At 71.2% G+C, this 25255-nt stretch carries 20 protein-coding genes; 11 read left to right on the top strand and 9 right to left on the bottom strand.

What is annotated here, in order from left to right; genetic code table 11:
* Positions 1-55 precede the first annotated feature (55 nt).
* From AC07BS_RS02295 to AC07BS_RS02250, 10 genes are all read left to right on the top strand, one after another.
* On the top strand, positions 56-922 hold the full coding sequence (locus AC07BS_RS02295) for a universal stress protein (protein ID WP_478639396.1): 867 nt from the start codon (positions 56-58) through the stop codon (positions 920-922).
* A gap of 101 nt (positions 923-1023) precedes the next feature.
* Positions 1024-1563 (top strand): hydrogenase maturation protease, encoded by a 540-nt coding sequence (locus AC07BS_RS02290; RefSeq protein ID WP_478929539.1) that lies wholly within the window; start codon positions 1024-1026, stop codon positions 1561-1563.
* Between the two features lie 113 nt (positions 1564-1676).
* Positions 1677-2858, top strand: coding sequence for a 4Fe-4S dicluster domain-containing protein (locus AC07BS_RS02285; protein ID WP_478929537.1), 1182 nt, complete (start codon positions 1677-1679; stop codon positions 2856-2858).
* A gap of 50 nt (positions 2859-2908) precedes the next feature.
* A complete protein-coding gene (locus AC07BS_RS02280) occupies positions 2909-3310 on the top strand; it encodes a Crp/Fnr family transcriptional regulator (protein WP_478930049.1) in 402 nt (133 codons plus the stop codon).
* Positions 3307-4110, top strand: coding sequence for an FAD/NAD(P)-binding protein (locus AC07BS_RS02275; protein ID WP_478929535.1), 804 nt, complete (start codon positions 3307-3309; stop codon positions 4108-4110). The genes AC07BS_RS02280 and AC07BS_RS02275 overlap by 4 nt, the downstream gene beginning before the upstream one ends.
* Before the next feature lies 1 nt (position 4111).
* Positions 4112-4915, top strand: coding sequence for an NADH-quinone oxidoreductase subunit B family protein (locus AC07BS_RS02270; RefSeq protein ID WP_478929534.1), 804 nt, complete (start codon positions 4112-4114; stop codon positions 4913-4915).
* A complete protein-coding gene (locus AC07BS_RS02265) occupies positions 4912-6249 on the top strand; it encodes a Ni/Fe hydrogenase subunit alpha (RefSeq protein WP_478929532.1) in 1338 nt (445 codons plus the stop codon). The genes AC07BS_RS02270 and AC07BS_RS02265 overlap by 4 nt, the downstream gene beginning before the upstream one ends.
* Before the next feature lie 89 nt (positions 6250-6338).
* Positions 6339-6644 (top strand): SHOCT domain-containing protein, encoded by a 306-nt coding sequence (locus AC07BS_RS02260; RefSeq protein ID WP_478929530.1) that lies wholly within the window; start codon positions 6339-6341, stop codon positions 6642-6644.
* Between the two features lie 431 nt (positions 6645-7075).
* A complete protein-coding gene (locus tag AC07BS_RS02255; RefSeq protein ID WP_478930047.1) occupies positions 7076-9112 on the top strand; it encodes a HelD family protein in 2037 nt (678 codons plus the stop codon).
* A gap of 133 nt (positions 9113-9245) precedes the next feature.
* On the top strand, positions 9246-11633 hold the full coding sequence (locus AC07BS_RS02250; protein WP_478929528.1) for a phosphoketolase family protein: 2388 nt from the start codon (positions 9246-9248) through the stop codon (positions 11631-11633).
* Positions 11634-11829: 196 nt separating this feature from the next.
* Here AC07BS_RS02250 and AC07BS_RS02245 read toward each other — a convergent pair whose 3' ends face one another.
* The 3 genes from AC07BS_RS02245 to AC07BS_RS02235 all read right to left on the bottom strand — a co-directional run bounded on the left by AC07BS_RS02245 (position 11830) and on the right by AC07BS_RS02235 (position 14903).
* Complete coding sequence (locus tag AC07BS_RS02245; protein WP_466317481.1) at positions 11830-12456, bottom strand: flavodoxin family protein; 627 nt, start codon at positions 12454-12456, stop codon at positions 11830-11832.
* A 92-nt stretch (positions 12457-12548) separates the two neighbouring features.
* Positions 12549-13439, bottom strand: a complete 891-nt coding sequence (gene sigJ / locus AC07BS_RS02240) for an RNA polymerase sigma factor SigJ (protein ID WP_478930046.1) — start codon at positions 13437-13439, stop codon at positions 12549-12551.
* 282 nt (positions 13440-13721) lie between these two features.
* Positions 13722-14903, bottom strand: a complete 1182-nt coding sequence (locus AC07BS_RS02235) for a cytochrome P450 family protein (RefSeq protein WP_478929526.1) — start codon at positions 14901-14903, stop codon at positions 13722-13724.
* Positions 14904-15110: 207 nt separating this feature from the next.
* Here AC07BS_RS02235 and AC07BS_RS02230 point away from each other — a divergent pair, with 207 nt between their 5' ends.
* Positions 15111-15506 (top strand): PPOX class F420-dependent oxidoreductase, encoded by a 396-nt coding sequence (locus AC07BS_RS02230; RefSeq protein ID WP_478638435.1) that lies wholly within the window; start codon positions 15111-15113, stop codon positions 15504-15506.
* A 121-nt stretch (positions 15507-15627) separates the two neighbouring features.
* Here the strand turns inward: AC07BS_RS02230 and AC07BS_RS02225 are convergent, their stop codons facing one another.
* The 6 genes from AC07BS_RS02225 to eboE all read right to left on the bottom strand — a co-directional run bounded on the left by AC07BS_RS02225 (position 15628) and on the right by eboE (position 25254).
* Positions 15628-16014: a VOC family protein gene (locus AC07BS_RS02225; protein ID WP_478638437.1), complete on the bottom strand. Its 387-nt coding sequence runs from the start codon at positions 16012-16014 to the stop codon at positions 15628-15630.
* Between the two features lie 70 nt (positions 16015-16084).
* Positions 16085-19054, bottom strand: a complete 2970-nt coding sequence (locus tag AC07BS_RS02220) for a condensation domain-containing protein (RefSeq protein WP_478929524.1) — start codon at positions 19052-19054, stop codon at positions 16085-16087.
* A gap of 30 nt (positions 19055-19084) precedes the next feature.
* Positions 19085-20677, bottom strand: a complete 1593-nt coding sequence (locus tag AC07BS_RS02215) for an amino acid adenylation domain-containing protein (RefSeq protein WP_478929522.1) — start codon at positions 20675-20677, stop codon at positions 19085-19087.
* Positions 20678-20700: 23 nt separating this feature from the next.
* Positions 20701-22515, bottom strand: coding sequence for an asparagine synthetase B family protein (locus AC07BS_RS02210; protein WP_478929521.1), 1815 nt, complete (start codon positions 22513-22515; stop codon positions 20701-20703).
* 166 nt (positions 22516-22681) lie between these two features.
* Positions 22682-24061, bottom strand: a complete 1380-nt coding sequence (locus tag AC07BS_RS02205) for an alkaline phosphatase family protein (RefSeq protein ID WP_478638446.1) — start codon at positions 24059-24061, stop codon at positions 22682-22684.
* Positions 24058-25254, bottom strand: a complete 1197-nt coding sequence (gene eboE, locus AC07BS_RS02200) for a metabolite traffic protein EboE (protein WP_478929519.1) — start codon at positions 25252-25254, stop codon at positions 24058-24060. The genes AC07BS_RS02205 and eboE overlap by 4 nt, the downstream gene beginning before the upstream one ends.
* Between the last annotated feature and the right edge of the window lies 1 nt (position 25255).

Below are 25255 nucleotides of genomic sequence, written 5' to 3'. Positions count from 1 at the left end.
GGTCCGGGATACCGGTGCGGTGACGAGGCGGTGCGGTGGTGAGGCGGTGAGCACGATGGAACGTCCCGTGGTCGTGGGCGTCGACGGGTCGGACGGCAGCCTCGCCGCCCTGGACTGGGCCGTGGAGGAGGCCACGCGACTCCGGCTTCCTTTGCACGTCGTCTACGCGTCGCTGTGGGAGCGCTATGAGGATTCGATGCCGTCGTTCACTCAACGGACGGCGGAGGAGGTGGCGACCCAGCACATCGTCGCCTCCTCCGAGCAACGGGCTCGGCAACTCTCCCCGGACCTGCGGGTGACCACGGCGACCATGCCGGAGGACGCGGTGGACGCGCTGGTGGAGGAGTCGCGCGGTGCGGCGGTCCTGGTGACCGGTTCGTCGGGGCGTGGCGCTGTCAAGACCTTCCTGCTGGGCTCCGTGAGCCTCGCGGTGGCGGGACGTGCCGAGTGCCCGGCCGTCGTCGTGCGTGGCGAGGAGCGCAACCTCAAGGGCATGAGCAACCGGGTCGTCGTCGGCGTGGGCGAGGCGGACGAGGCCACCGGTGCCGTGCGGTTCGCCCTGCGCGAGGCCGAGGCCCGCGGCTGCGAGCTCCATGCCGTACGGACCTGGCGCAGCCCCCCGCCACCGGCGGATCCCCTGATCGTGCTCGATTCCAGCGCCCAGGCCTACGAGGAACAGGCCAATGCCGTCCTGGACGACGTACTGGAGGAGGCCGTGGCCGAGTACCCGGCGGTGTCCGTCACCCGCGCCGTGCTGGAAGGGCCCGCGCACCGGATGCTGCTCGATCCGGCGGTCGACGCCGATCTGCTCGTACTCGGCGCCACCAGGCGGCAGGGCCGGTTCGGCCTGCAACTCGGACGGGTCAGCCACACCGTCTTGCATCGGGCGGCCTGCCCTGTCGCGGTGGTACCGCATCAGTGAGACCCGTGAGGAAGCCACGGGCGGCGGGGCCTTCGTTGACGACTTCGTTGACGACTTCGTGTACGCCTTCGTTTACGACTTCCTGTACGAACAGGCGGACCATGGCGGATTCCCCCCGCGTCACGGTCGTCGGAGTCGGCAATGAGTTCCGGCGGGACGACGGCGTGGGGCCCATGGTCGTCGCCCGGCTGCGGGAGCGTGCGGCCCGCGGCGGCCTGCCGGCCGGAGTCCGGCTGGTGTGCTGTGACGGGGAACCGGGTCGGCTGATCGGGCTGTGGGAGGGCGCCGGGATGGCCGTGGTCGTGGACGCCGCCCATGCCCACCCGGGGCGTCCGGGCCGTACCCACCGGCTGGAGCTGGACGGGTACACCGCGTGGCGGTCGGGGACGGCGAGCAGCCATGGGCTCGGCCTGGGCGAGGCGGTCGAGCTGGCCGGTGCGCTCGGCAGGTTGCCCCGGCGCCTGGTCGTCTACGCGGTCGAAGGAGCCGACGGGGCTCTGGGGAGGGGCCTGGGCATGGGCCTGTCCTCCGCCGTCGCCGCGGCGGTCGGCCCTCTCGCGGATCGGGTGGAGCAGGAGATCGTCCACTACCTCTCCGGCCCTGGAGGCGAGACCGGGCCGCCACGGAGCGTACGGCGGTGAGGGTGGCGTCGGTGCCCGGATGGCCCGCCCCCTCCCGGCGCACTCGGCGTGCGGCCCGCCAGGGGTGTGGTCAGGCTGAAGGGAGCACCGCCACCGAGCGAGCAGGAGACGTCATGCCCTCCGCGACGGCACCGCCGGACGCCGACAGCACGGCTGCCTGTGTGCTGGACCTGGAAGGCATCGAGGCCCTCGTGCGGGAGCTGCGTGCCCGGGGCAGGACGGTGATCGGCCCGACCGAGCGGGACGGCGCCATCGTCCTGGCCGAGATCGAGTCCGCCGCCGAGCTGCCCTACGGCTGGGGAGTGGAACTGGAGGCCGGCCACTACCGGACCAAGCGGCGGAGCGACGCCGCCGCGTTCGCCCACAGCGCCGGGCCCCAGTCGTGGAAGAACTTCCTGCACCCCGAGCGGGTCCGGCAGTGGACCGCTGACCGCGCTCCCGACGGCGGGATGACGGTCCGTGCCGACCGCCCCGAGCCCACCTCGTACGCCTTCCTGGGCGTACGCCCCTGCGACCTGCGGGCCATCCAGATCCAGGACCGCGTCATGATCGGTGGCCGGCACCGGGACGACGCCTACGAGGAGCGCCGGACCGGCGCCTTCCTGATCGTGGTCGAGTGCGTCGAGCCGGGCGCCACCTGCTTCTGCGTCTCCATGGGCACCGGCCCCGCCGCGCGGCCCGGCTACGACCTGGCGCTGACCGAGGTGCTGGACGACAGCGGGCACCGCTTCCTGGCCCGCGCCGGCACCGAGGAAGGCGCGGAGGTCCTGGCGAGCGTGCCGAGCCGCCCCGCCGACGACCTGACGCGCACCCGGGCCCGCGAGGGCGTCGAGGCCGCCGCCGGGCGGATGGGCCGCACCATGCCGGAGGTCGACCTGCGCGCGCTGCTCGCCGGCACGCTGGAGGCCGAGCGCTGGAACGACGTCGCCGCGCGTTGCCTGACCTGCGGCAACTGCACCATGGCCTGCCCGACGTGCTTCTGCACCACCACCGAGGACGTCACCGACCTGACCGGTGACCACGCCGAGCGCTGGCGCCGCTGGGAGTCCTGCTACGACCTGGACTTCACCCACCTGCCCGGCGGCTCGGTCCGCAGCAGCGGGCGCAGCCGCTACCGCCAGTGGCTCACCCACAAACTCGGCACCTGGTGGGACCAGTTCGACAGCTCCGGCTGCGTGGGCTGCGGCCGCTGCATCGTGTGGTGCCCGGTCGCCATCGACATCACCGAGGAAGCGCACGCCCTGCATCAGGAATCCCTCGGCCGGCAGGCCGGGAGGAAGGACGGGACGCCGTGAAAGGCACTGGTCTGTTCGAGGCCATCCCGGAGGGTTCCCGCGAGCGGCTCATGGAACTGGGCCACGAGGTGTCGTTCCCCGCGGGCGCACGGCTCTTCGAGGAAGGCCAGCGCGCGGCCCGCTTCTGGGTCGTCCGCACCGGCGGCGTCAACCTCGACGTCCATGTGCCGGGCCGCCAGGCCGCGATCGTCGAAACCATCGGCGCGGGCGGACTGGTCGGCTGGTCGTGGCTGTGCCCGCCGCACCAGTGGCACCTGGGCGCCGAGGCGAGGACCCCGGTGGAAGCCTGGGAATTCGACGCGACCGAGGTCCTCGCCCTCTGCGAACGCGACCCCGAGCTCGACCACGCCCTGCTCACCTACGTCATGGGGGTCATCGGCGAGCGTCTGCGGTCCGCCCGCACCCGTCTGCTCGACCTCTACGGCCCGTACGGGAGCGGGCAGGGCTGGTGACCGCGGCTCCGCTCCCCTGTCGGGTGGTGAGCAACCGGCCCGAGACCACGGACACCCGCACGATCGAGCTGCGACCGGTCGGCGGGGAGCTGCCGGCGTTCGCTCCGGGGCAGTTCGCCATGCTCTACGCCTTCGGGGTCGGTGAGATCCCGGTGTCCGTCGCCGGTGTGCGGGACGGCACCCTGACCCACACCATCCGCGGCGTGGGTGCGGTGTCGCGTGCGCTGTGCGCCGTTCGCCCGGGCACGCAGGTGGGGGCCCGGGGGCCCTTCGGCACCGGCTGGGGCCTGCCGGCCGCCGCCGGTCGCGATCTGCTCGTGGTGGCGGGTGGCATCGGCCTGGCCCCGCTGCGGCCGCTCATCCGGGCGGCGTTGTCCCTCCCCCGCGACCACGGCCGGCTGAACGTCCTCATCGGCGCCCGGACGCCCGAGGACCTGCTGTACCGATCGGAACTGGACGGCTGGGGGCGACCGTACAGCGGGGTGACGGTGGACCGTGCGGGTCCGGAGTGGACCGGGCATGTCGGCGTCGTGACCACCCTGCTGAACGAGGCGACGTTCACCCCGCACGAGACCACGGCCTTCGTCTGCGGCCCCGAGGTCATGATCCGCGCCACCGCCCGCGAACTGCTGCACCGCGGCGTACCGGCGCGGCACATCCGCGTCTCCCTCGAACGCAACATGCACTGCGCGACCGGCCACTGCGGCCACTGCCAGCTCGGCCCCCTGCTGCTGTGCCGGGACGGGCCCGTCATCGGCTACGACCGCGCCGAGCCGCTGCTCGCCGTACGGGAGCTGTGAGATGACCGAGCCCGTGCGCTCCCGTCCGCGGCTCGGGGTGTTCAAGTTCGCCTCCTGCGACGGCTGCCAGCTCACCCTGCTGGACTGCGAGGACGAGCTGCTGCCGCTGGCCGCCGAGATCGACATCGCCCACTTCGTCGAGGCGTCGGGCGACATCCAGCCGGGCCCGTACGACCTCTCCCTCGTCGAGGGCTCGGTCTCCACCCCCGAGCACCTCGAACGCGTCCGGCGCATCCGCGCAGAATCCCGCCATCTGGTGACCATCGGCGCCTGTGCCACCGCGGGCGGCGTCCAGGCCCTGCGCAACTTCGCCGACGTCGCCGAGTTCCGCGCGACCGTCTACGCGAAACCCGAATACATCGAAACCCTCGCCACCTCCACCCCCATCTCGGCCCATGTCCCCGTCGACTTCGAACTGCGCGGCTGCCCCATCGACCGCGGCCAGCTGATCGAGGTCATCACCGCCTTCCTCGCCGACCGTCGCCCCGACATCCCCGACCACAGCGTGTGCTTCGCCTGCAAACGGCGTGGCATCACCTGTCTCCCCGTCGCCCACGGCACCCCCTGCCTGGGGCCGGTGACGCACGCGGGATGCGGGGCGCTGTGCCCGGCCTACGGGCGGGGATGCTACGGCTGCTTCGGGCCGTCCGGCTCGACGAACATGCCCGCGATGATCCCATTGCTGCGCAGCGACGGTATGAGTGACGAGGACATCCTCCGTTTCCTGCACACCTTCAACGTCCACGACTTCGCCGCGATCGAACCACCGGGGGAACTCGGCGGCGCAGAGGGAGCGCCCTCATGACGCACCGCGGCTCGCGCGTCCTGCACGTCGGCGCCCTCGCCCGCGTCGAGGGCGAAGGAGCACTGCGCCTGCGGATCGACGACGGCACCGTCACCCAGGCCCAGCTGAGCATCTACGAAGCGCCACGCTTCTTCGAGGCCTTCCTGCGCGGCCGCCGGCACACCGAACCACCGGACATCACCTCGCGCGTGTGCGGCATCTGCCCCGTCGCCTACCAGATGAGCGCCTGCCACGCGATCGAGGACGCCTGCGGCGCCGGTGTCGACGGGCAACTGGCGGCGCTGCGCCGCCTGCTGTACTGCGGCGAGTGGATCGAGAGCCAGAGCCTGCACATCTACCTGCTCCACGCTCCCGACTTCCTCGGCCGTGACAGCGCGATCGAGCTCGCTCGCACCCACCGCGCCCACGTCGAGCGGGGGCTACGGCTCAAACAGGCCGGCAACAGCATCATGGAATTCCTCGGCGGCCGTTCCATCCACCCCGTCAACGTCCGTGTCGGCGGCTTCCACCGCGCCCCCGCACGTACCGCATTCCGCCCCCTGGCCGAGCGCCTGCGGCAGGCACGCGACGACGCGTACGAGACCGTCGCCTGGGTGGCCGGCTTCGACTTCCCCGAGGCGACGTGCGATGCCGACTTCCTCGCCCTGGCCGAACCGGGAACGTACGCCATCGAGACGGGCACCCCCACCGTGCTGCCCCACGGCGACGGGCACGACACCAGGACGTTCCCTGTCGCGGACTTCACCACCCACGTGGTCGAGGAGCAGGTCCCCCACTCCACCGCGCTCCAGGCCCGGCTGGACGGCGGTCGGCACCTCACCGGCTCCCTCGCCCGGTACGCCATCAGCGGCCACCTGCTTCCAACCGCCGTCCGGGAAGCCGCCCGGGCGGCCGGCCTGGCCGACCCGGCCTCCGGAGAGATCTGCCGCAACCCCTTCCGCAGCATCGTCGTCCGCGCGGTCGAAGTCCTCTACGCCGTGGAGGAAGCGCTGCGCCTGATCGACACCTACGAGCGCCCGCCGCACCCCGCCGTGGACGTACCCCCGCGAGCCGGAACGGGCCACGGCGCCACCGAGGCGCCACGCGGCACCCTCTACCACCGCTACACGCTCGACGCCGAAGGACTCGTCACCGACGCCCGCCTCGTCCCGCCCACCTCCCAGAACCAGGGCGCCATCGAGGAGGACCTGCGCCGGGTCGTCCAGGACCGGCTGCGGCAGGGCGAGGTCACCGACACCGAGCTGACCCGGCTGTGCGAACGGGCGATCCGCAACCACGACCCCTGCATCTCCTGCTCGGCCCACTTCCTCGACCTGGCCGTCGAACGGACATGAGCCTGCTCGACGGCGTACGACTCCGCTGAGCCGCGGTCCCGAGGGACCATGGAGGAAAGACACCGGGGCGCACCTGCCCGGGACCCCGGATGACCTGGGGAAGTGAATCGACGATGTTCTGGTACGACCATGGTGGCGGCTGGGGCCTCTTCGCGATGACGGTGAGCATGATCCTGTTCTGGGCACTGATCATCACCGTCGCGGTCCTGCTCGTCCGAGCGTTCGCCCGCCCACCGCGAGGCGGTCAGCACACCGGCTGGCAGAGCGGCCCGGCACCCGGCCACGCCGAACAGATCCTCGCCGAGCGGTACGCCCGCGGCGAGATCGACGAGGAGGAGTACGCCCGACGCCTGGCCACCCTGAGAGGCTCACCGCCCGGCCCGCCGAAACAGTGACACGCCACTCTGCCGCCGTGGACGAAAGCGGCTGGTCAGAGTAGTGGCGGGGGCTTCTTGAGCGTGGTGTGACCCTGGGCGTGTCCCGGGGTGCCAAGACCGTCGGCGGGACCGTGCCCGATTGAGCTCGATGGCGCCGGCCGCCTCGCCGGATCCTCCCCCTTTTCCCGGGTGCGGCAAAAACATCGCCGGCATCCAAGGACGGGCTCGCCCATAAGGCATACAGGCATCGAGAACGCAACCTGCGATATACGGAACGGCGGAATATTGCCACGCCGTAAGTCCGGCCGTAAGGACATGACTTCAACAGGTAAGTCAAGACTTACCCTTCGAGAACTTTGATCGTATGGTATGGCTCGAATCGAAGGAGCCACCTGTTGTCAAAAATGAATGATCCTGCTGTGCGTGCGGTGGAATCGGAGCAGGATTATGTGTCCTCGTTGTACGCGTTGCTCACCGAGCGGCTTTCCGAGGCACGAGTACACCGGGCGAGTGTGCTGAAGGCCCCGGCGGACAGCGCCGGTGAGGCATACGAGAGAGAAATCGCCGCCGAACGCCTGGCCAAGGAAATCGGTCGGCTGGAGGGCGCCGAAAAGGGGCTGGTCTTCGGGCGCATCGACTGGACGGATGGCACGGCCCTGCGCATCGGGCGGATCGGACTGCATACGGAGGAGGACGACCTGCCTCTGCTCGTGGACTGGCGCGCGAACGCGGCGCGGCCCTTCTACGAGGCGACACCCGTCCACCCGATGGACCTGCGGCGGCGCCGGCACCTGCGCCTCGAGGAGCGCACGGTCATCTCGGTGAGCGACGAACTGCTGGACGGGACCGCCCCGACCGACGAGGACGTCGTGGGGGACGGCCCGTTGACCGAGGCTCTGTCGGCACGGCGTACGGGCAGGATGCACGCGGCCGTCGCGACGCTGCAGGCCGAGCAGGACGAGATCGTCCGCTCCGCCCACCGTGGGGTGACCGTGGTACAGGGCGGGCCCGGCACCGGCAAGACGGTGGTCGCCCTGCACCGGGCGGCCTATGTCCTGTACGCGTTCCCGCGCGCCGCGGAGGAGGGTGTCCTGGTGGTGGGCCCGAACGCCCGGTTCCTGGATTACATCTCCCAGGTCCTTCCCTCTCTCGGAGAGAACGATGTCGTTCTGGCGACCTGCCGGGAGCTGGCCGGAGTGTCCACGGACACGGTGGACCCGTTCGATACGGCGCGTCTCAAGGGCAGCTCCGACCTCGCCGACGCCTTGGCCGGCCTGCTGCGTGTCCACCAGGCCCCCGCCGGTGACTTCACCGTGCGGGTCGGACAGGAACTGGTTCACCTCTCCAGCGAGGAAGTCGCCACGGCACGCGACGCCGCCGTGGCAGCCGTACAGGGGCACAACCCCGCGCGCCAGGTGTTCAAGGAGCTCTTGGTCGACGCCGTCACCGACGCGATGCAACGGGACATGGGCGACCTCTTCGAGCGGATCGACGCCGATTCCGAAGCGATGACGGGCATCAACCTCGACCGGTTCACGGGAGCCGCCCAGCGCCGTGCCGAAGGTGCGGCCGACTCGGGTCCGGCCCACGAGCTGGACCTGGACGCCATCCGAGCCGATCTCCTCGACGACGCCGGCGTCGACCGAGCGGTCGAGGCGTTGTGGCCGCGACTGATACCCGGTGACCTCGTCAAGGCGCTCCTGACGAACGCCGACGCGCTCGCCGAGCGGCTGCCCCGCCTGACCGCGCGGGAGCGGTCCCTTCTGCTGCGCGGCCCGGACGACCCGTGGAGCGATGCCGATGTGCCGTTGCTGGACGAGGCGGCGAGCCTGCTCGACGGTCCCCCCGAGCGGACGTACGGGCACGTCGTCGTCGACGAGGCACAGGAACTGACCGCCATGCAGTGGCGGATGATCGTCCGCCGCTGCCCGGCGAGGGCGATGACGCTGGTGGGTGACTTCGCCCAGGCAGGCCCGGTCGCGACAGCACGCGACTGGAAGGAAGCACTGAGCCCCCACGTCGGACCGCGGTTCGCACTGCACCACCTGACCGTCAGCTACCGCACCACGCAGGAGATCCTGGAGAGCGTCCGGGACCTGCTCACGCGGATCGCTCCGGACCAGAAGCCCACACGGTCACTGCGAAACGGTGAGAGCCCCCGCACCGTGACCACACCTCCGGACGGGTTGGTCACCGCCCTGGTTCAGGAACTCCGCGCCCAGAGCACCGCGCACCCGGGTGAGCTTCTGGGAGTGGTCTGCGCGGACGCCAGGGTGAGCGAGCTGACGGCCCAGGGCATCGCTCACCACGCACGCATCGTGCCGGCGTCCGAAGCACGCGGCCTGGAATTCGACGGAGTCGTCGTCATGAACCCGGAGGAAATCATCACGGCCCGCCCCGGTGGGGAAAGGGACCTGTACGTAGCCCTGACCCGGGCCACCAAGCGCCTCTGCACACTCACCGTGCAGGGCCAAACAGGGCGCTGATCCACTCGGACGGCCCGCACCTGGGCCGAACGGGTCCAGGTGCCCTCCGATCAGCCCCTGGCGGCAGCCCCGCGGGAAGGCCAGGCTGGGAAGAGCTACTGACAGGGCTCCGTCCAACCCTTCGGAGGCAGTCATGCGGGACGCCACGACGCCGGCAACAGCAACCGCTCCCACCGACGAGGAACTGCGGGCCCTGGACGCCCACTGGAGGGCCGCGAACTATCTGGCCGTCGGACAGATCTATCTGATGGCCAACCCGCTCCTGGCCCAGCCGCTGCGCCCCGAGCACATCAAACCCCGGCTGCTGGGCCACTGGGGCACCTCGCCGGGCCTGAATCTCGTCCACACCCACCTCAACCGCGTCATCCGCGCCCGCGACCTGGACGCCCTGTGCGTCTGGGGCCCGGGGCACGGCGGCCCGGCGGTGCTGGCGAACTCATGGCTGGAGGGGACGTACGCGGAGACGTACCCCGATGTCACCCGGGACGCGGCGGGCATGGAGCGGCTGTTCCGGCAGTTCTCCTTCCCCGGTGGCGTGCCCAGCCACGTCGCCCCCGAGACCCCCGGGTCGATCCACGAGGGCGGTGAGCTGGGCTATTCCCTCTCCCACGCCTACGGAGCCGCCTTCGACAACCCGGACCTGGTCGTCACGTGCGTCATCGGTGACGGCGAGGCCGAGACCGGACCGCTGGCCGCGTCCTGGCACTCCAACAAATTCCTCGACCCCGTCCACGACGGCGCGGTCCTGCCCATCCTCCACCTCAACGGCTACAAGATCGCCAACCCCACCGTCCTCGCCCGCCTCCCCGAGCACGAGCTCGACGAGCTCCTCAAGGGCTACGGCCACCACGTCATCCACGTGACCGGCGACGATCCCCTCCAGGTGCACCGCGACATGGCCCACGCCATGGACACCGCACTCGACCACATCGCGGCCGCCCAGCACGCCGCACGCGACGACGGCGTCACCGACCGCCCCCGCTGGCCGGTGATCGTCCTGCGCACCCCCAAGGGCTGGACCGGCCCCGCCGAAGTCGACGGTCTGCCCGTCGAGGGCACCTGGCGCGCCCACCAGGTGCCGCTGGCCACGGTCCGCGACAACCCGGAGCACCTGCGGCAGCTGGAGGCATGGCTGCGCTCCTACCGCCCGGAGGAGCTCTTCGACGAGCACGGCCGGCCCCGGCCCGAGGTCCTCTCCCTCATCCCCGCCGGCACCCGCAGGCTCGGGGCGACGCCCCACGCCAACGGCGGCCTGCTGCTGCGCGAGCTGCCCCTGCCTCCTCTGGAACGCTTCGCCGTACCGGTCGACAAGCCCGGCATGACCCTGCACGAACCCACCCGGGTGCTGGGCGAGCTGCTGGAGGACGTCATGGAGGCCACCGGCGAGCGGCGCGACTTCCGTCTCGTCGGCCCCGACGAGACGGCCTCCAATCGGCTTCAGGCCGTCTATCGCGCGAGCGGGAAAGCCTGGCAGGCCGCCGCCCTCCCCGTGGACGAACATCTCGACCGGCACGGCCGCGTCATGGAAATCCTCTCCGAACACACCTGCCAGGGCTGGCTGGAGGGCTACCTCCTCACCGGCCGGCACGGCCTGTTCTCCTGCTACGAGGCGTTCGTCCACATCGTCGACTCCATGGTCAACCAGCACATCAAATGGCTCCGGGTCACCCGCAAGCTGCCCTGGCGCCGCCCCATCGCCTCCCTCAACTACCTGCTCACCTCGCACGTGTGGCGCCAGGACCACAACGGCTTCTCCCACCAGGACCCCGGCTTCATCGACCACATCCTCAACAAGAGCCCCGAAGCCGTAAGGGTCTACCTCCCGCCGGACACCAACACCCTGCTGTCGGTCGCCGACCACGTGCTGCGCAGCCGCGACTACGTCAACGTCATCGTCGCGGGCAAGCAGCCCTGCTTCGACTGGCTGAACCTGGAGCAGGCGCGAGCGCACTGCGCCCGGGGCGCCGGCATCTGGGAATGGGCGGGGACCGAGGACAGCACCCGGGAACCCGACATCGTCCTCGCCTGCGCCGGAGACATCCCCACCCAGGAAGTACTCGCCGCCGCCCAGCTCGTCCGGCACCACCTCCCCGACCTCGCCGTACGGGTCGTCAACGTCGTCGACCTGGCCAGGCTGCTGCCCGCGCGGGAACACCCGCACGGGATGACCGACGCCGAATACGACGCCCTGTTCACACGGGACAAGCCGGTGATCTTCGCCTACCACGGCTACCCCTGGCTCATCCACCGCCTCGCCTACCGCCGCACCGGCCACCACCACCTCCACGTACGCGGCTACAAGGAGATCGGCACCACCACCACGCCCTTCGACATGGTCGTCCGCAACGACCTCGACCGCTACCGCCTCGTCATGGACGTCATCGACCGCGTCCCCGGCCTCGCCGTCCGCGCCGCGCCCGTACGCCAAACCATGGAGGACGCCCGCACCCGTCACCATGCCTGGATCCGCGAGCAGGGCACGGACCTCCCGGAGGTCGCCGACTGGACCTGGACGGGCTGAGGACGTCGTCGCCTCGTTCCGGAGACCGCGTCGCATCATCGTCACGGTCCGTCGGTGTGGACCGGCGGTCGACGGCGGTGTACTGCTCGCCGCGGTGCGAGATGAGGGCCAGCTGTACGGGCGGCACGCGCGGAACGGGGCGCGCGGGCCGGGCGCGTACGTCGCTCACGGGCGCCCGGCACCCGCGGGAGGCGGATCAGGCGGCGACCGCGGCGCGACCGGCGGCGTACACCGCGGCCTGGGCGGCGACTCGCCGGCCGAGGTGTTCGGCGGTGGCTATGTCGGCCTTGTGGACGCCGTCCGGGCCCCGGTCGGTGTCGGTCTGCGCGCCAGCGCCCAGGTAGAAGCCGAGGCGGTTGAGGTCGTTCTCGGAGGAGGTGGTGGAGTGCCAGCCGGACGGCAGGCCGAGGTTGATCCAGTGCATGCCGTGCTGGGCGGCCAGCACGGAGAAGAACTGCAGGGTGTGCAGCTTGTCGCCGCTCTTCGCACCGGAGTTGGTGAAGCCCGCCGCCAGCTTGTCCTGCCAGGCGCGGGTCGCCCAGCGCTTCGAGGTGGCCTCGGCGAAGACGTGGAAGGCGCCGGACGCGGTGCCCATGTAGGTCGGCGAGCCGAAGACGATCGCGTCGGCGGTGTCGAGCAGCGCCCACTGCTCCTCGGTGATCTCGTCGACCTTGACCAGGTGGACGGTCGCCCCGGTGTCGGCGGCGCCCTCGCGCACCGCCTCGGCCAGCACCGAGGTGTGGCCGAAGCCCGAGTGATGGGCGATGGCGACGACCGGCGGGACGGCAGCGGCGGAAGAAGCGGCCGGGGCAGGCGTGGTCATGATGGCAGGGCTCCTCAGGATCGTGCCGCGTGGCGCGGCGCGAGGTGGTCGATTCACCAGGGAGACGAGGTAGCCCCTCCAGGTGTGACAGCTCAGACGCGCACGAGTTTGTCGGGATTGATGACCCTGCGGTACGCGGTGATCAGACCGTCTGTGATCTGGACCGTGTCCACGGATTGGACCCGGCCTTCGCAGTAGAGCACCAGGGCGAGCTCGCCGCCGACTTCAGCGAAGGCGATACGGTCCGGACGCCACCGGCGTCCCACACGCACCATGACCTCGGCAACGCGCTCGCCGCCGTGGATGAGCTTGCGTGCCGCGAATGCCTTGCCGCCGCCGTCGGTGACGAAGACGGCGTCCGGGTGCAGGAGCCTGACCAAGCCGGCCAGGTCCCCGGCCTCGTAAGCGGCGCGGAAAACCGCGAGGACGCGTTCGCGCTCCGCCTTCGACGCCTGCGGCATGGACTGTTTCGCCTTGGCCACCCGCCGTCGCGCCCGCGAGGCGAGCTGCCGGGCGCCCGGCACGGAGACGTCCAGCACTTCGGCGATCTTGCCGAACTCAAGACCGAAGACATCGTGCAGGACGAAAGCCACCCGCTCCGGCGGACTCAGCTCTTCCATGATCAGCAGCATCGCCGAGCTGACGGATTCATCGACGAGTACCGGCTGCGACGCGTCCGGCCCCGTCAGCAGCGGCTCCGGCAGCCACGGCCCGACATAGCTCTCCCGACGGAAACGGGCACTCTTGAGAATGTCGTACGACCGCCGCGCGGCCACCGTCACCAGCCAGGCCCGCAGATCACCGATGTCCCGCAGATCCGCTCCGGCCGCCCGCAACCACACATCCTGGGTCACGTCCTCGGCATCAGCCACACTCCCCAGCAGCCGGTAGGCCACACCGAAAACCGCAGGCCGGTGTCTCTCCCATCCGGCTCCGAGCGCCTCCTCCTGCTCAGACCGTCCGGGCCCGGGCCCATCACCCATACCGATCGCAACCTCCTCCAGCATGCGGACCCAGCGTAGCCACCCGAACTCGGGATCTTCGAAGACAGCCCCGCAGAAGCGAGCAAGCCCGCCCGGACCGACGACGTAAGACGGCGGTATCTCATAGCGGGACTCCACGAACCACTCACCCGCGCCGACCTCGCGGCCCATGCCCGCACCAGCATCCGCACCCTGACCCGCAATTTCCATGCGGAAACCGGCCTCAGCACGCTCCAATGGCCACTCCATCAGCGCTTTCCGGTCCGCCGGCATGCGGCCCTTCTACCGCGTGAATACCGGAAGCGATTCCAGTCCCCTCATGAGTCGCGTGCGGCGCCACCGGAGCTCTTCAGCCGCTACGGCGAGGCGCAGTCCGGGGAATCGGGTCACAAGCGCGCGGAGGGCGATCTCCGTCTCGGCCAGGGCCAACGGCGCACCCAGGCAGCGGTGGATTCCGTACCCGAATGCCAGGTGCCCTCCGGCGTCGCGCTCGGCGTCGGGGCAGGCGGGAGTCGGGTACTGGACCGGGTCCCGGTTGGCTGCTCCGGGAGAGATGAGCACGGGGACGCCGGCGGGGATTTCGGTCTCGCCGAGGGTGACCGGTCGAGTGGTGTATCGGAAGGTGGCGATACCGACCGGTGAGTCGTAGCGCAGCAGTTCGTTCAACATGCCGCTCACCTGATCAGGCCGGGTTCGTGCGCGGTCGAGGAGCTCCGGGTGCCGGAGGAGGGCCAGGACGGCGTTTCCGATGAAGTTCGTGGTGGTCTCGTGGCCGGCGACGAGCAGGAGGACGGCCAGGGAGACGAGCTCGTCCTCGCCGAGTTGTTCGCCGTCCTCCCGAGCAGCGATGAGGTCGTGCAGCAGGCTGTCGTCCGGTGTGCGTCGCTTGGCCTCGATGAGATCGGCCATGTAGCCGGCCATAGTGTGCGAAGCCTCGTCGATCCGCTGGGGCTGTCCAGCGGCGAAGAGGTCGTTCGACCACGTGCGCACCTGGGCTCGGTCGGCCTCGGGCACTCCGAGCATCTGGCAGATCACCATGACCGGCAGCGGGATGCCGAGACCGGCGACGAGGTCGGCTTCACCGTTGTTCGGGAGGGCATCGAGGAGGCGGTCGGCTGTGTGCTGGATGTACGGGCGCTGGCGGGCGACGGCACCGGTGGTGAAGGCTTTCGTCACCAGACGGCGCAGTCGGGTGTGCTCGGGAGGATCGGTGGCGAGCATGGTGTGGGCGACCGCGGGGTGGAGACCGCGGCCGGAGGAGCGGCCGGCGAAGAACCGGGCGGTGTCCTTGGACAGTCCCGGTTCCGTGAAGGCCGCCTTCGCTTCGGCGTAGCCGGTCACGAGGTAGCTGGGCCTGCCACCGGAACCGGTGATCACCTGCTGCACTGGGGCTGCCGCCCGGAGTTCGTCGTAGAAGGGGTAGGGGTTCTGGAGGAACTCCGGGCACGACAGCGGGTCACTCATGGTGTGGGGACCGCTTCCCTCTCGTTCATCAGTGCCGGGTGCGGGCCGGGCGACATCACCGTTCGGCTTCGGGCCGCCGGGTCAGAATACCGTCGCTGATCTCAACGACGCGGCGGTGGAGGAGGAAGAGGTCGGGAAGAACTCAGCCCTCGCATCCGTTCCACCCACGCAGTGAACATGCCTAATGCTGGACAGAAGGGGGAGACCATGTCAGTGGTGTTCAACGAGGCGACGCGCAAGCTTCTGGACGGGCGGAACTTCGCCACCGTCGCGACGCTGAACCGGGACGGCGGGCCACAGACCTCGGTGGTCTGGATAGCGAGGGACGGAGATACGGTGCTCTTCTCCACCACGGCGGGGCGGCAGAAGGCACGCAACCTCGCCCGGGACCCGCGGATCAGCCTCACTGTCTTCGACACCGGGAATCCGTACCAGACCGTGGAAATCCGCGGCACCGTCGAACTGATCGAGGACCCGGAGAAGTCGCTGCCGCGCGAACTCTCGCAGAAGTACCTCGGCGAGGACCCGCCCGCCGAGTCCGACGATGTCCTCCGGCTCATTGTCCGGGTGACGCCGCAGAAGATCACGGGCTTCTCGCTCTGAAGCCGGCAACCACCTGTGCCGGAACGGTCCCGGCGCAGGCGCTGACCCGGGCGGGGCAGCCGCGAGCCGGCTCCCCCCCCCGGGTGCGCGGTCGCGCCGGCAATCGGCTCGCACGTTGCACTCAGACGAGCGTGGTGATGCAGAAGGGGTGGCCCGCGGGATCCAGCAGGACCAGCCATCGGTCGGGGGCCGGTTGGAATTCGGGTTTGACGGCCCCCAGAGCGATCAGGCGAGCCTGAGCGGTGTCCACGTCGTCGACGCCTATTTCGATGTGGGCCTGCTTTTCCTGGGAAGGATCCGGCCAGGTGGGACGGCGGTAGTCGGCGAGCCGGTTGAATCCCAGGCCGGCAGCGCCGTCCTGGCCGAGCAGGACGAAGTCGTCGCTGGAGAAGACCACGGGCAGACCGAGGGCTTCCCCATAAAAGCGGGCCAGTTCGGCGGGGTCGGGGCAGTCGAACGTGACAGCCGAGTAGCGGAATACGGGCGCTGACGTGTTGTCGTGGCTCATGGAAGGACCGTAGGGGGGAAGTAGGACACGCCGGGTCCTACAGTCTCGTCCCTCGCCACGGCCGGGCGGGTCAGCCGTCGTTCATCACCGTCCGCTGGAGGTTGCCCGCGAAGTCGGTCAGCAGCTCGCCCAGGTCGTCGGCCATGTCCCGCGCCTCGGCCGCGGTGATGAACGCGCCGCGGTGCGCAAGGGTGATGGTCAGGTCGCCGTCGTGTTCCGTGAGCGTCACCGTGAGGCCGAACTGCTTGTCGTGCGCGGCCAGCGCGTCGGTGTACACCGGTGTCAGCTCGGCTTCGCCGAGGCGTGCCCGGCGGTTGGTGCGCGAGTTCATGTTGAGGATCACGTCGGCGAAGGGTGTGCGGCCCTCCTCGCGTTCGACGCCGAGGTGGTCGAGCACCTGGTCGAAGGGCGCGTGGGCGTGGTCGAACGCGTCCTGCGCCGTGGACCGCATCTGTCGCAGTACGTCCGCCACCACGGCACCGGAGGGGACCGACGACCGCAGGATCACCGTGCCGAGGCAGGGGCCGAGGACATCGGCGACCTGGCCCTGTCCCCTGCCGCGGTTGGCGACGGGGACTTCGAACGTGACGTCGTGGCTGCCGCTCCAGCGGTGCAGTACCACGGCCAGCGCGGTCGCCGCCACGACGAACCAGGAGACGCCGTGGTCCGACTGGACCGGATGGAGCCGGCCGAGCAGGCCGGTGCCCGCCCGGACGCTCACGCCGCCCTCCTCCTCCGGCGTCGCGGAGGCCGACACGTCGAGGTACGGCGGTGCGCCGGAGAGCGCGCGGGCCCAGTGGGACACGTCCGACGCCCATGTCCCGTTCGTCTCCTGGTCCCGCTGTGCGGCGACGAAGTCGCGGTACTGGACGGCGGCGGGCGACACCAGGTCTCCCGTACGGGCGGCGGCATGGCAGCGCTCGAGTTCGGACAGCAGGATGGGGACGGACTCGCCGTCGATGACGAGGTGGTGGACGCACAGCAGCAATGCCTGGCCGTCGGGGCCGAGGTCGGCCAGCGCGACCCGTAGCAGGCGGCCCGAGTCCAGGGGGAACCGGCTCAGCGCGGCGTCCTCCAGCCAGGCGGTGATCGCGTCGTCCGGGCGTACCCCCTCCCCCGGGCTCAGTCGTTCGACCTGCGGCCGCCAGGGCTCGGTGACGTGCTGCACCAGGGCACCGTCGCGCCACAGGAATCGGGTGCGCAGGATCTCCTGGCTCTCGACGAGCAGGGCCAGCGCCTCGCCCAGCGAGTCCGCGTCCAGGCCTCCGGGTGTGCGCCAGGCGAGGCAGACGTTGCCGCGCGCGGACGGGTCGGACTGCTCGATCAGCCAGATCCGCTGCTGGAAGGCGCTCGCGGGCAGCTCGTCCCCGTAGGACCCGTAGGACCTGTAGGACCCGTAGGACCGTGCGAGGGCCTTCGGTGCGGGCCGCACGGGGGCCGTGGTGCGCCGGGAGAGGACGTTGCGGGTGAAGTCGTGGAGGCGGGGGTGGGTGAAGAGGTCGCGTACGGGGATGTCGAGGCCGAGGCGCTCCCCGGCGAGGACCGTGAGCGTCTCGGCGAGGAGGGAGTGTCCGCCGAGCTCGAAGAAGGAGTCGTGGGGGGTGATTCCTTCGATCCCCAGGACCTCCTCCCACACCTCCGCCATCACGGCCAGCTCCGGCGCCTCGCCGTTCGGGGGTTCCGGCTGCTCTGGTGCGACGGTCGGGCAGGGCTCGTTCACCGGTCGGGAGGCGGCGTGTGCGAGCACGGGTGCGATGAGCGTCTCGGGGGCGGCGGCGAGCGTCTTGAGGATGGCCAGGTAGTCCTCGGCCATCTCCGCGACGGCGGTGGGGCCGACCGCGCCCGTGGGATCCTTCCACAGCACGTGCGTACCCGTGCTGTCCTCGCGGACCATGACCGCCAGCGTGTACCCGGCCGTGCTCTCCAGGTCGAGCAGGCTCAGCGTGCACGACGCCGCGTCCCGGCGCAGTTCGAGGTTCTGGACGTCGACGGTCTCATGTTGACCCGCGTTCCAGTACTGGAACAGGGACTGGTGGGTACGGGCGCGGGCCTCGGGGCCGGTGAGGCCGCCGGCCCGCATGATGGCGGCCAGCGGCAGCTCGCCGTGGAGCAGCCGCTCCTTGACGGCCGACCGCAGTGCGAGAGCCAGATCCGCGTAGCGGTCGGTGGCGCGCAGCCGATGCCGGACCGGGAGCGGGTTGACGAAGTAGCCGACCTTGTCATGGAGCTCCGGGTCGTTCCGGCCGTGGAACGGGAGGGACACCATGAGGTCGTCCACACCGCTGTGGCGTCGCAGCAGCGCGAAGTACGCCGTGAGCAGCACGGTGACGTACGAGCAGCCCAGTTCCCGGGCGCGCGCCCGGAGGTGGTCCGCGAGGTCGGAGGGCAGGTCGGCGCTGAACATGGTGTAGCGCGGCGGTGTGTCGTCGTTCGCCGGCAGGGCTGGGGCGGGGAGGCCGTCACCCAGCGCGTCCTTCCAGTACGTCCGGAGCGCGTCTCCGGCGTCGGTGCCCGCGAGTTCTCTGGAGCGGTGGGCGAACGCGGTCAGCGCTCGCGCGTGGTCGGCCGGGCTGAGGGGCTCTCCCGCGTAGGCCTTGCGGAGGGCGTCCAGCATGAGCAGGACGGAGGCGCCGTCGAACACGAGGTGGTGCACGGCGAACAGCAGGACGGTCCACTGCGGTCCCCGCACCACGTAGACCCGTGCCAGAGGTCCGGTGCGCAGGTCGAACGGGACGTGCCACGTCTCGCGCACCGCCTCGGTCATCGGGGCCGTCACGGTCCGCTCGGTCACCGGGATGGCGGATGCCTGTGCCCAGCTCAGCACCGGTCCGTCGCCGGTGCGTACGACCCGTGCGCGCAGCTGGGGATACGCCTCTCCGACGGCTGCCACGGCCTGTCGCAGGCGTGGGACGTCCAGGTCTCCGCTGACCCGGAAGGCGAGGGGGATGATGTGGGTGAGCTGGTCGGGTTCGAGTTCCCAGCCGATCAGCATCGTCTCCTGGCCTATGGACAGGGGTATGGCGTCGTGCGGTGCTTCCATGGCGTGGTCTCCTTGGCTGGTCGGCGGGCGTCAGGTCCGGGTGGTCTGCCCGGGCGCCCCGGCCGGGTGGGTCGCCGGGCTGATCGCCGAGGTGGTGCGGGCCGGCCCGGTGGCCGCCGTGTCCAGTTCGGCCAGCGCGCGCCGGTCGGTCTTGCCGGACGGGCTCAGGGGGAGTTCCGACAGGGGGACGAAGCGGGCCGGGACCATGTGGGCGGGGAGGGCGGCACGGGCCTGTGCGGCCAGTACCGCGGCGGTCAGGCCCGTGTCGGTGGTGTAGTAGGCGGTCAGGATGTGGTCGCCGGCACGGCCGCGGGTGCGGACCACCGCCAGGTCACGGACCTGGTCGAGGGGGCGCAGGGTCGCCTCGACCTCGCCGAGTTCGATCCGGAATCCGTTGATCTTCACCTGGTCGTCGGCTCTGCCCGCGTAGCAGTAGGTGTCGGAGGCGGTGCGGGTCGCCAGGTCGCCGCTGCGGTAGAAGCGCCGCGCGGGTTCTCCGGGCAGGGACAGCGTGCGGAACCGCTGCTCGGTGGTTTCGGGGAGGTTGACGTAGCCGACGGCGACGCCTTGTCCGGCCACCCAGATCTCCCCGGTCGCGCCGCGTGCCACCGGCCGGCCCTGTTCGTCGAGGACCCGCACCTCCCAGCCGCGCAACGGTTCCCCCAGGTCCGTGGCGAAGTCCCCGCCGGTCCCGGTGTCCAGTTCGGCGTCGCTGATCACTCTGGTGCTGACGAAGACGGTCGACTCGGTGATGCCGTACGTGTTGACGAACTCGCATGTTCCGGGCACCGCGGCGCGCCAGGCGCGGAGGTCGGCGACGTCGATGGACTCCCCGCCGAAGATGATCCGGCGCACGGTGACGGGCGGCTCCGGGGCGCGCCGCAGCGCGGCGGTCAGATAGCGGAACACCGACGGCACGACGCTCATCACCGTGACCCGCTCGCGCACCAGCAGCTCCGCGGTGGCCCGGGGTGACACGGCGGTCTGCGCCGGCACGACGACCAAGGTGGCGCCGGTGGCCAGCGCTCCCCACATCTCCCAGACGGAGAAGTCGAAGCAGTAGGAGTGGAACAGCGTCCACACGTCGCCGCCGTCGAAGTCGAAGCGCTCGCGCACCGCCTCGACCATCGCCTCCACGCTGCGCCGCCGGACCTCCACCCCCTTGGGGCGGCCGGTCGACCCGGAGGTGTAGATGATGTAGGCGCTCGCGTCCTCGTCGGCCGGGGCGGGCTCCCACGCGGGCGGTGTGGCCGACCGGTCGAGGTGGTCCACCCGGATGGCGGCCTGGGGGGACAGGCCTTCGGGCAGCTCCCGGTCCGAGATGACGGCCGCGAGGTCGCTGTCGGTGGCGATGTACTGAAGGCGCTCCGCCGGGTAGGCCGGGTCGAGCGGTACGTAGACGTGGCCCGCGGCGGTCACCGCGAGCACGGCCGCCACAAGGTCCGCCGTCCGTCCGAGGTGCAGGCCGATCCTCACCGGCCCCTCCGGGCACCGTTCGCGGATGGCCGCCACCAGGACGCCGACCCGGTCCGCCAGCTGGGTGTAGGTGAGGGTCTGCCGTTCGTCGCGTACGGCCGGGCGGTCCCCGGCCGCGGCCACCTGGTCGCCGAACAGTCGGTACATCGTCGTCTCCTTCCTCGTGCCGGTCACAGGCCGACACGTACGCGCAGCCGGCGCAGCCAGGCGTCCAGTTGCAGGACCATCTCCGCGTTCGCCCGGCCGTACCATCCGCCCTGATCCAGGAGGGAGGGGTCGTGTGCCACCCGCCGCAGGCCGGGCAGGTCGACCAGCGGGCGGACGGGGGCCGTCGTGTCGTCGAGCAGGGTGCGCAGCCGCTCGGCCAGCGCCGTCTTGTAGCTCTCGGCGTACGTGATGGGGTAGGGCACCTTGGGCCGCGTAAGGACCGATTCCGGTACGAGGTCCTTGGCGTTGGCGCGCAGCAGGCTCTTGCCGCGGCCGTCGGACCATTTCATGCGGACCGGCACGTTGTAGAGGAACGTCACCAGGCGGTGGTCGAGGAACGGGAACCGCACCTGCAGTCCCGCGGTCGTGGCCAGCCGCTCCGAGTGGTGGACCCCCTGTTCCAGCAGCCAGTTGATGGTGAGGTGGTCGGCCTGCCGGCCCAACCGGTCCAGCTTCGAGTCCCCGGGCAGGAGCGGCACGCGCGCGATCGCGTCCCGGAACAGCCGGTCGCAGTGACCGGCGACGTCCACGTCGCGCAGCAGCCGCTGGTCGAACAGCGCGGTGCCCATGCCGTGCTCCAGGCCCCATGTGCGGGTGCGCTCGAGCCAGGGGAAGGTGGTGAACTCGTGGTTCTCGTCGACCTTGCCGCCGAAGCTGCCGAAGACCGTGTCGGCCGCCTCGCCGCTGAGGGCCACCGGGACACGGCCCGCCACCCGGCGGCTGAACAGGAACGGCGTGATGTTCTTGTCCCCGAACGGCGAGGGGTAGTCCTTGGCCGCCAGGACGGCCGCCAGCGTCACGGGGTCGGACAGCTCCTCCGGCCGGACGGTGATCTCCTCGTGCCGGCACGCCCACAGCCGCACCACGTCCTGGGAGTACGGCCGGTCCGGCACCGCCGCGGCGGTGTCGCCGAAGGTGACGGTGAACGTGCGCGGCGACGTCCCGGAGGCGAGGGCGGCCAGCCCGGTCAGCGCGCTGGAGTCCAGCCCGCCGGAGAGCAGTACGGCCGGCTCGGTTCCGTCGAGTTCATCGGCGACCACCTCGTCGAGCAGGTCGCGCACCCGCCGGACGGTTCGGTCCAGGTCCAGTTCGTGCGGCCGGGCCTCGATCGCCCAGTAGCGGTGGCTGCTCTCGCCGTCGGTGCCCAGTCGCACGATGTGGCCGGGCGGCACTTCGCGTATTCCGCGCAGTGCCGTGTGCCCCGGGCGGCGCAGCTGGGTGAGCAGGGCGCAGAATCCTTCCGCGTCGATCTCGGGTGTCACCAGGGGGTGTGCCGCGAGGGCGGCCAGGTCGGAGGAGAAGACCACTCCGTGGTCGGTGGGCGCGTAGCTCAGGGGTTTGATACCGAAGCGGTCGCGGCCGAGGACAAGTTCGCGCCGGCGCTCGTCCCAGACGGCGAAGGCGAAGGTGCCTTCCATGTGCTGTGGGGCCGCACTTCCCCACCGGAGGTAGGCGTGGAGCACCACTTCGGCGATGGACGGGTCGCCGGGTGGGAGCCGTTCGCCGGTGCCGACCTCTGACCACAGCGCCGCGGAGTTGCGCAGGTATCCGTCGCAGACGGCCACCGTGACCGCGTCGTCCTCGTGCCGTACCCGCGCGGGTTCGGTGCTGCCGCGCCAGGCCGCGTCGGTGCGCTGGGCCAGCATGGCGTGCGCGCTGTCCCACACTCCTGTGCCGTGCCGTCCACGGGCCGTCAGGCCGGCGGTGAGCCGGGCGGCGACCGCGTCCGCGTACCGCAGGTCGCGGACCCTGTCCACCCAGCCGGTGATTCCGGACATCCTCATCCTTTCCGGTCCGACGACGCGTCGTCGGACGGGTCGTCGTCTGTCGTCCGTGCCCGGGCAGCCTCGTCCTCGGGCCGTGCCTCAACCCCGGGCCGTGGCCCGTCCCCGGACCGTGGCCCGCACATCACGCGGATGGGCGGATACCGCGCACGGCGTGGTGTCAGGCCGTGCCGTCGGCCCCGGCGAGGCGCAGCAGCAGTGCCTTGACGTCCGTGGCGGCGATGCGGTCGCGGGCGAGGCCGGCGTCGTCGCAGAGCAGGACCGGTCCGTCGGCGGGGTCGTCCGGGAGCCGTCCGTGGCTGCCCCGCACCGGGGCGGGGTCGAGGGGGACGACGTCCATCCGGTAGCGCATGCCCAGCCGCTTGCGCAGCAACGCGCCACCGGCGCGCAGCTTCACCAGGGGGTCCTGGGGGTCGAAGAAGAGCTCCGCGGGGTCGTAGCCGGGTTTGCGGTGGATGTCGACCGTCCGGGCGAAGTCCGGGGCGCGGGCGTCGTCCAGCCAGTAGTAGTAGGTGAACCACGACCGTGCGTCGGCCACGGCGACCAGGTCGCCGGAGCGCTCGTGGTCGAGGCCGTGGGCGCGTTTGCCCTCGGCGTCCAGGACCTGCGCAACGCCGTCCGTCCTGGCCAGCAGCTCGGCCACGTGCTCCCTGTCCCGCGGCGAGCGGACGTAGACGTGCGCGAGCTGGTGGTCGGCGACGGCGAAGGCGCGGGAGGTCCAGGGGTCGAGGTACTCCATGCCGTCCTGGGTGTGGACGTCGAGCAGCCCTTCCCTTCGCAGCATGCGGTTGATGTCCACCGGCCGGTCGACCGCCGTGATGCCGTATTCGCTGAGGGCGACCACTTTCACGCCGGCGGCGGACGCGTCGCGCAGCAGCGGCTCCAGGGCCGTGTCGAGCCGCGCGGCGGCGGCGGACGCCTGCGGCGACGCGGGGCCGAAGCGCTGGAGGTCGTAGTCGAGGTGCGGGACGTAGACCAGGGTCAGGTCGGGGCGCCTGTCCCTCATCAGGTGGCGTGCCGCGGAGATGATCCACTGGGAGGAGGGGAGTCCCGCGGTCGGTCCCCAGTAGGTGAAGAGCGGGAAGGGGCCGAGGCGTCCGGTCAGCTCGTCGTGCAGGCCGGGCGGGTAGGTGTAGCAGTCCGGTTCCTTGCGGCCGTCCGCGTAGTAGACGGGGCGCGGGGTGACCGTCCAGTTCACGTCGGCGCCCATGGCGTACCACCAGCAGACGTTGGCCACGGTGAAGTCCGGCCGGTGGCGGCGTGCGGTCTCCCACAGTTTCTCCCCGCCGACCAGGGCGTTGTGCTGGCGCCAGAGCAGGACGTCGCCGAGCTCGCGGAAGTACCAGCCGTTGCCGACGATTCCGTGGCCGCTGGGCATCTCGCCGGTGAGGAAGGTGGATTGCACGGAACAGGTGACCGCGGGCAGCACGGTGTCGAGCGTCGCGCTGAAGCCCCGCTCGGCCAGCGCCGCGAGGCGGGGCATGTGGGTCAGCAGTCGTGGGGTGAGTCCCACCACGTCGAGTACGAGCACGCGGCTCATCGGTCCAGCTCCTTGAGCCCGTTGGCGGTCAGCAGGTCGCGCATCCAGGCCAGTTCGTCGGCGATGCCCTCGACGATGGCGTCCCGTCGCGGGGTGTCGGGGAGCACCGGCCAGGTGTAGGTCTCCACCTCGACGTGGCCGGTCCTGGCGATGGGCCCGGCGAACAGGTGCTCGACGGTGTCCTCCAGTACGGGCCTGGTCGTGGCCAGCGGCTGGGGCGGGTGCGAGCCGAGGGGCATGTGGAAGTGGATCCGCCATGGTTCCCTGCCCGGCAGTCCGGGCCGGACACAGTCGCCGGGGCCGCCCACCCCGCCCGGGGCCATGGCATCGCCGAGGTCGTCGGTGCCGAGCAGTCCCGCGGGCGACGGTTCGCGGGTCTGGTGGAGGAATCGCGGTTCGGCGAAGGGGGCGAGCGCGGCGCGGTTGGTCGCGCTGTGCGGTTGCGGGGCGACGAGGGCGGCGGAGGCCTGCAGCTTGACCACGTCCAGGCCGGCGTCCGCGAGTCCGGCCAGCGCCGGCCCGGGCCGCTCGTGCGCCACCGCCAGGTGGCAGGCGTCCAGGCAGACGCCGAGGTGTGCGCCGGCCGCGCCGGCCAGGTGGCGCGTGGCGTCCTCGGTGCTCTCCACCACGCATCCCGGCTCCGGCTCGAAGGCGACCCTGATGACCCGGCCCGTCCGCTCGGACAGTGCGGCCAGCTGCCGGGTGAGGTCCTCGAGGTGGCGGCGGGCCTGGTCGGCCCGGTGGGCCGACCAGTGAGCGCGCCAGCCGAGCGGCAGCGTGGAGACGCTGCCGTAGGCCGCGTCGTCGGGCATCAGCGCGGCCAGCAGCCGGGCCAGGTCGAGGGTGTGGTGCAGGCGCCGGGGGTCGGCCCAGTCGGGGGTGTAGACGCGGTGCTTGACGACCGACTCGCCGAACCCCTGGTAGGGGAAGCCGTTGAGGGTGACCACTTCCAGGCCCCTGGCGTCGAGTTCGGCGCGCAGCGACCGGACCGCGGCGGGGTCGGCCATGAGCTCGCCGGCCACCTCCCGGGCCAGCCACAGCCCCACCCCCAGCCGGGGTGCTCCCAGGCGCTCGCGGATGGGTTCGGCGTAGTGGCCGAGTTGGTCGCGCACCCCGCGCAGGTCTTCGGCGGGGTGGACGTTGGTGCAGTAGGCGAGGTGGACGGTGCTGCCGTCGTCGTGGCGGAATCGCATG

The organism is Streptomyces sp. NPDC044063 (assembly GCF_056434285.1).
This window is presented reverse-complemented; position numbering and strand designations above follow the sequence as displayed.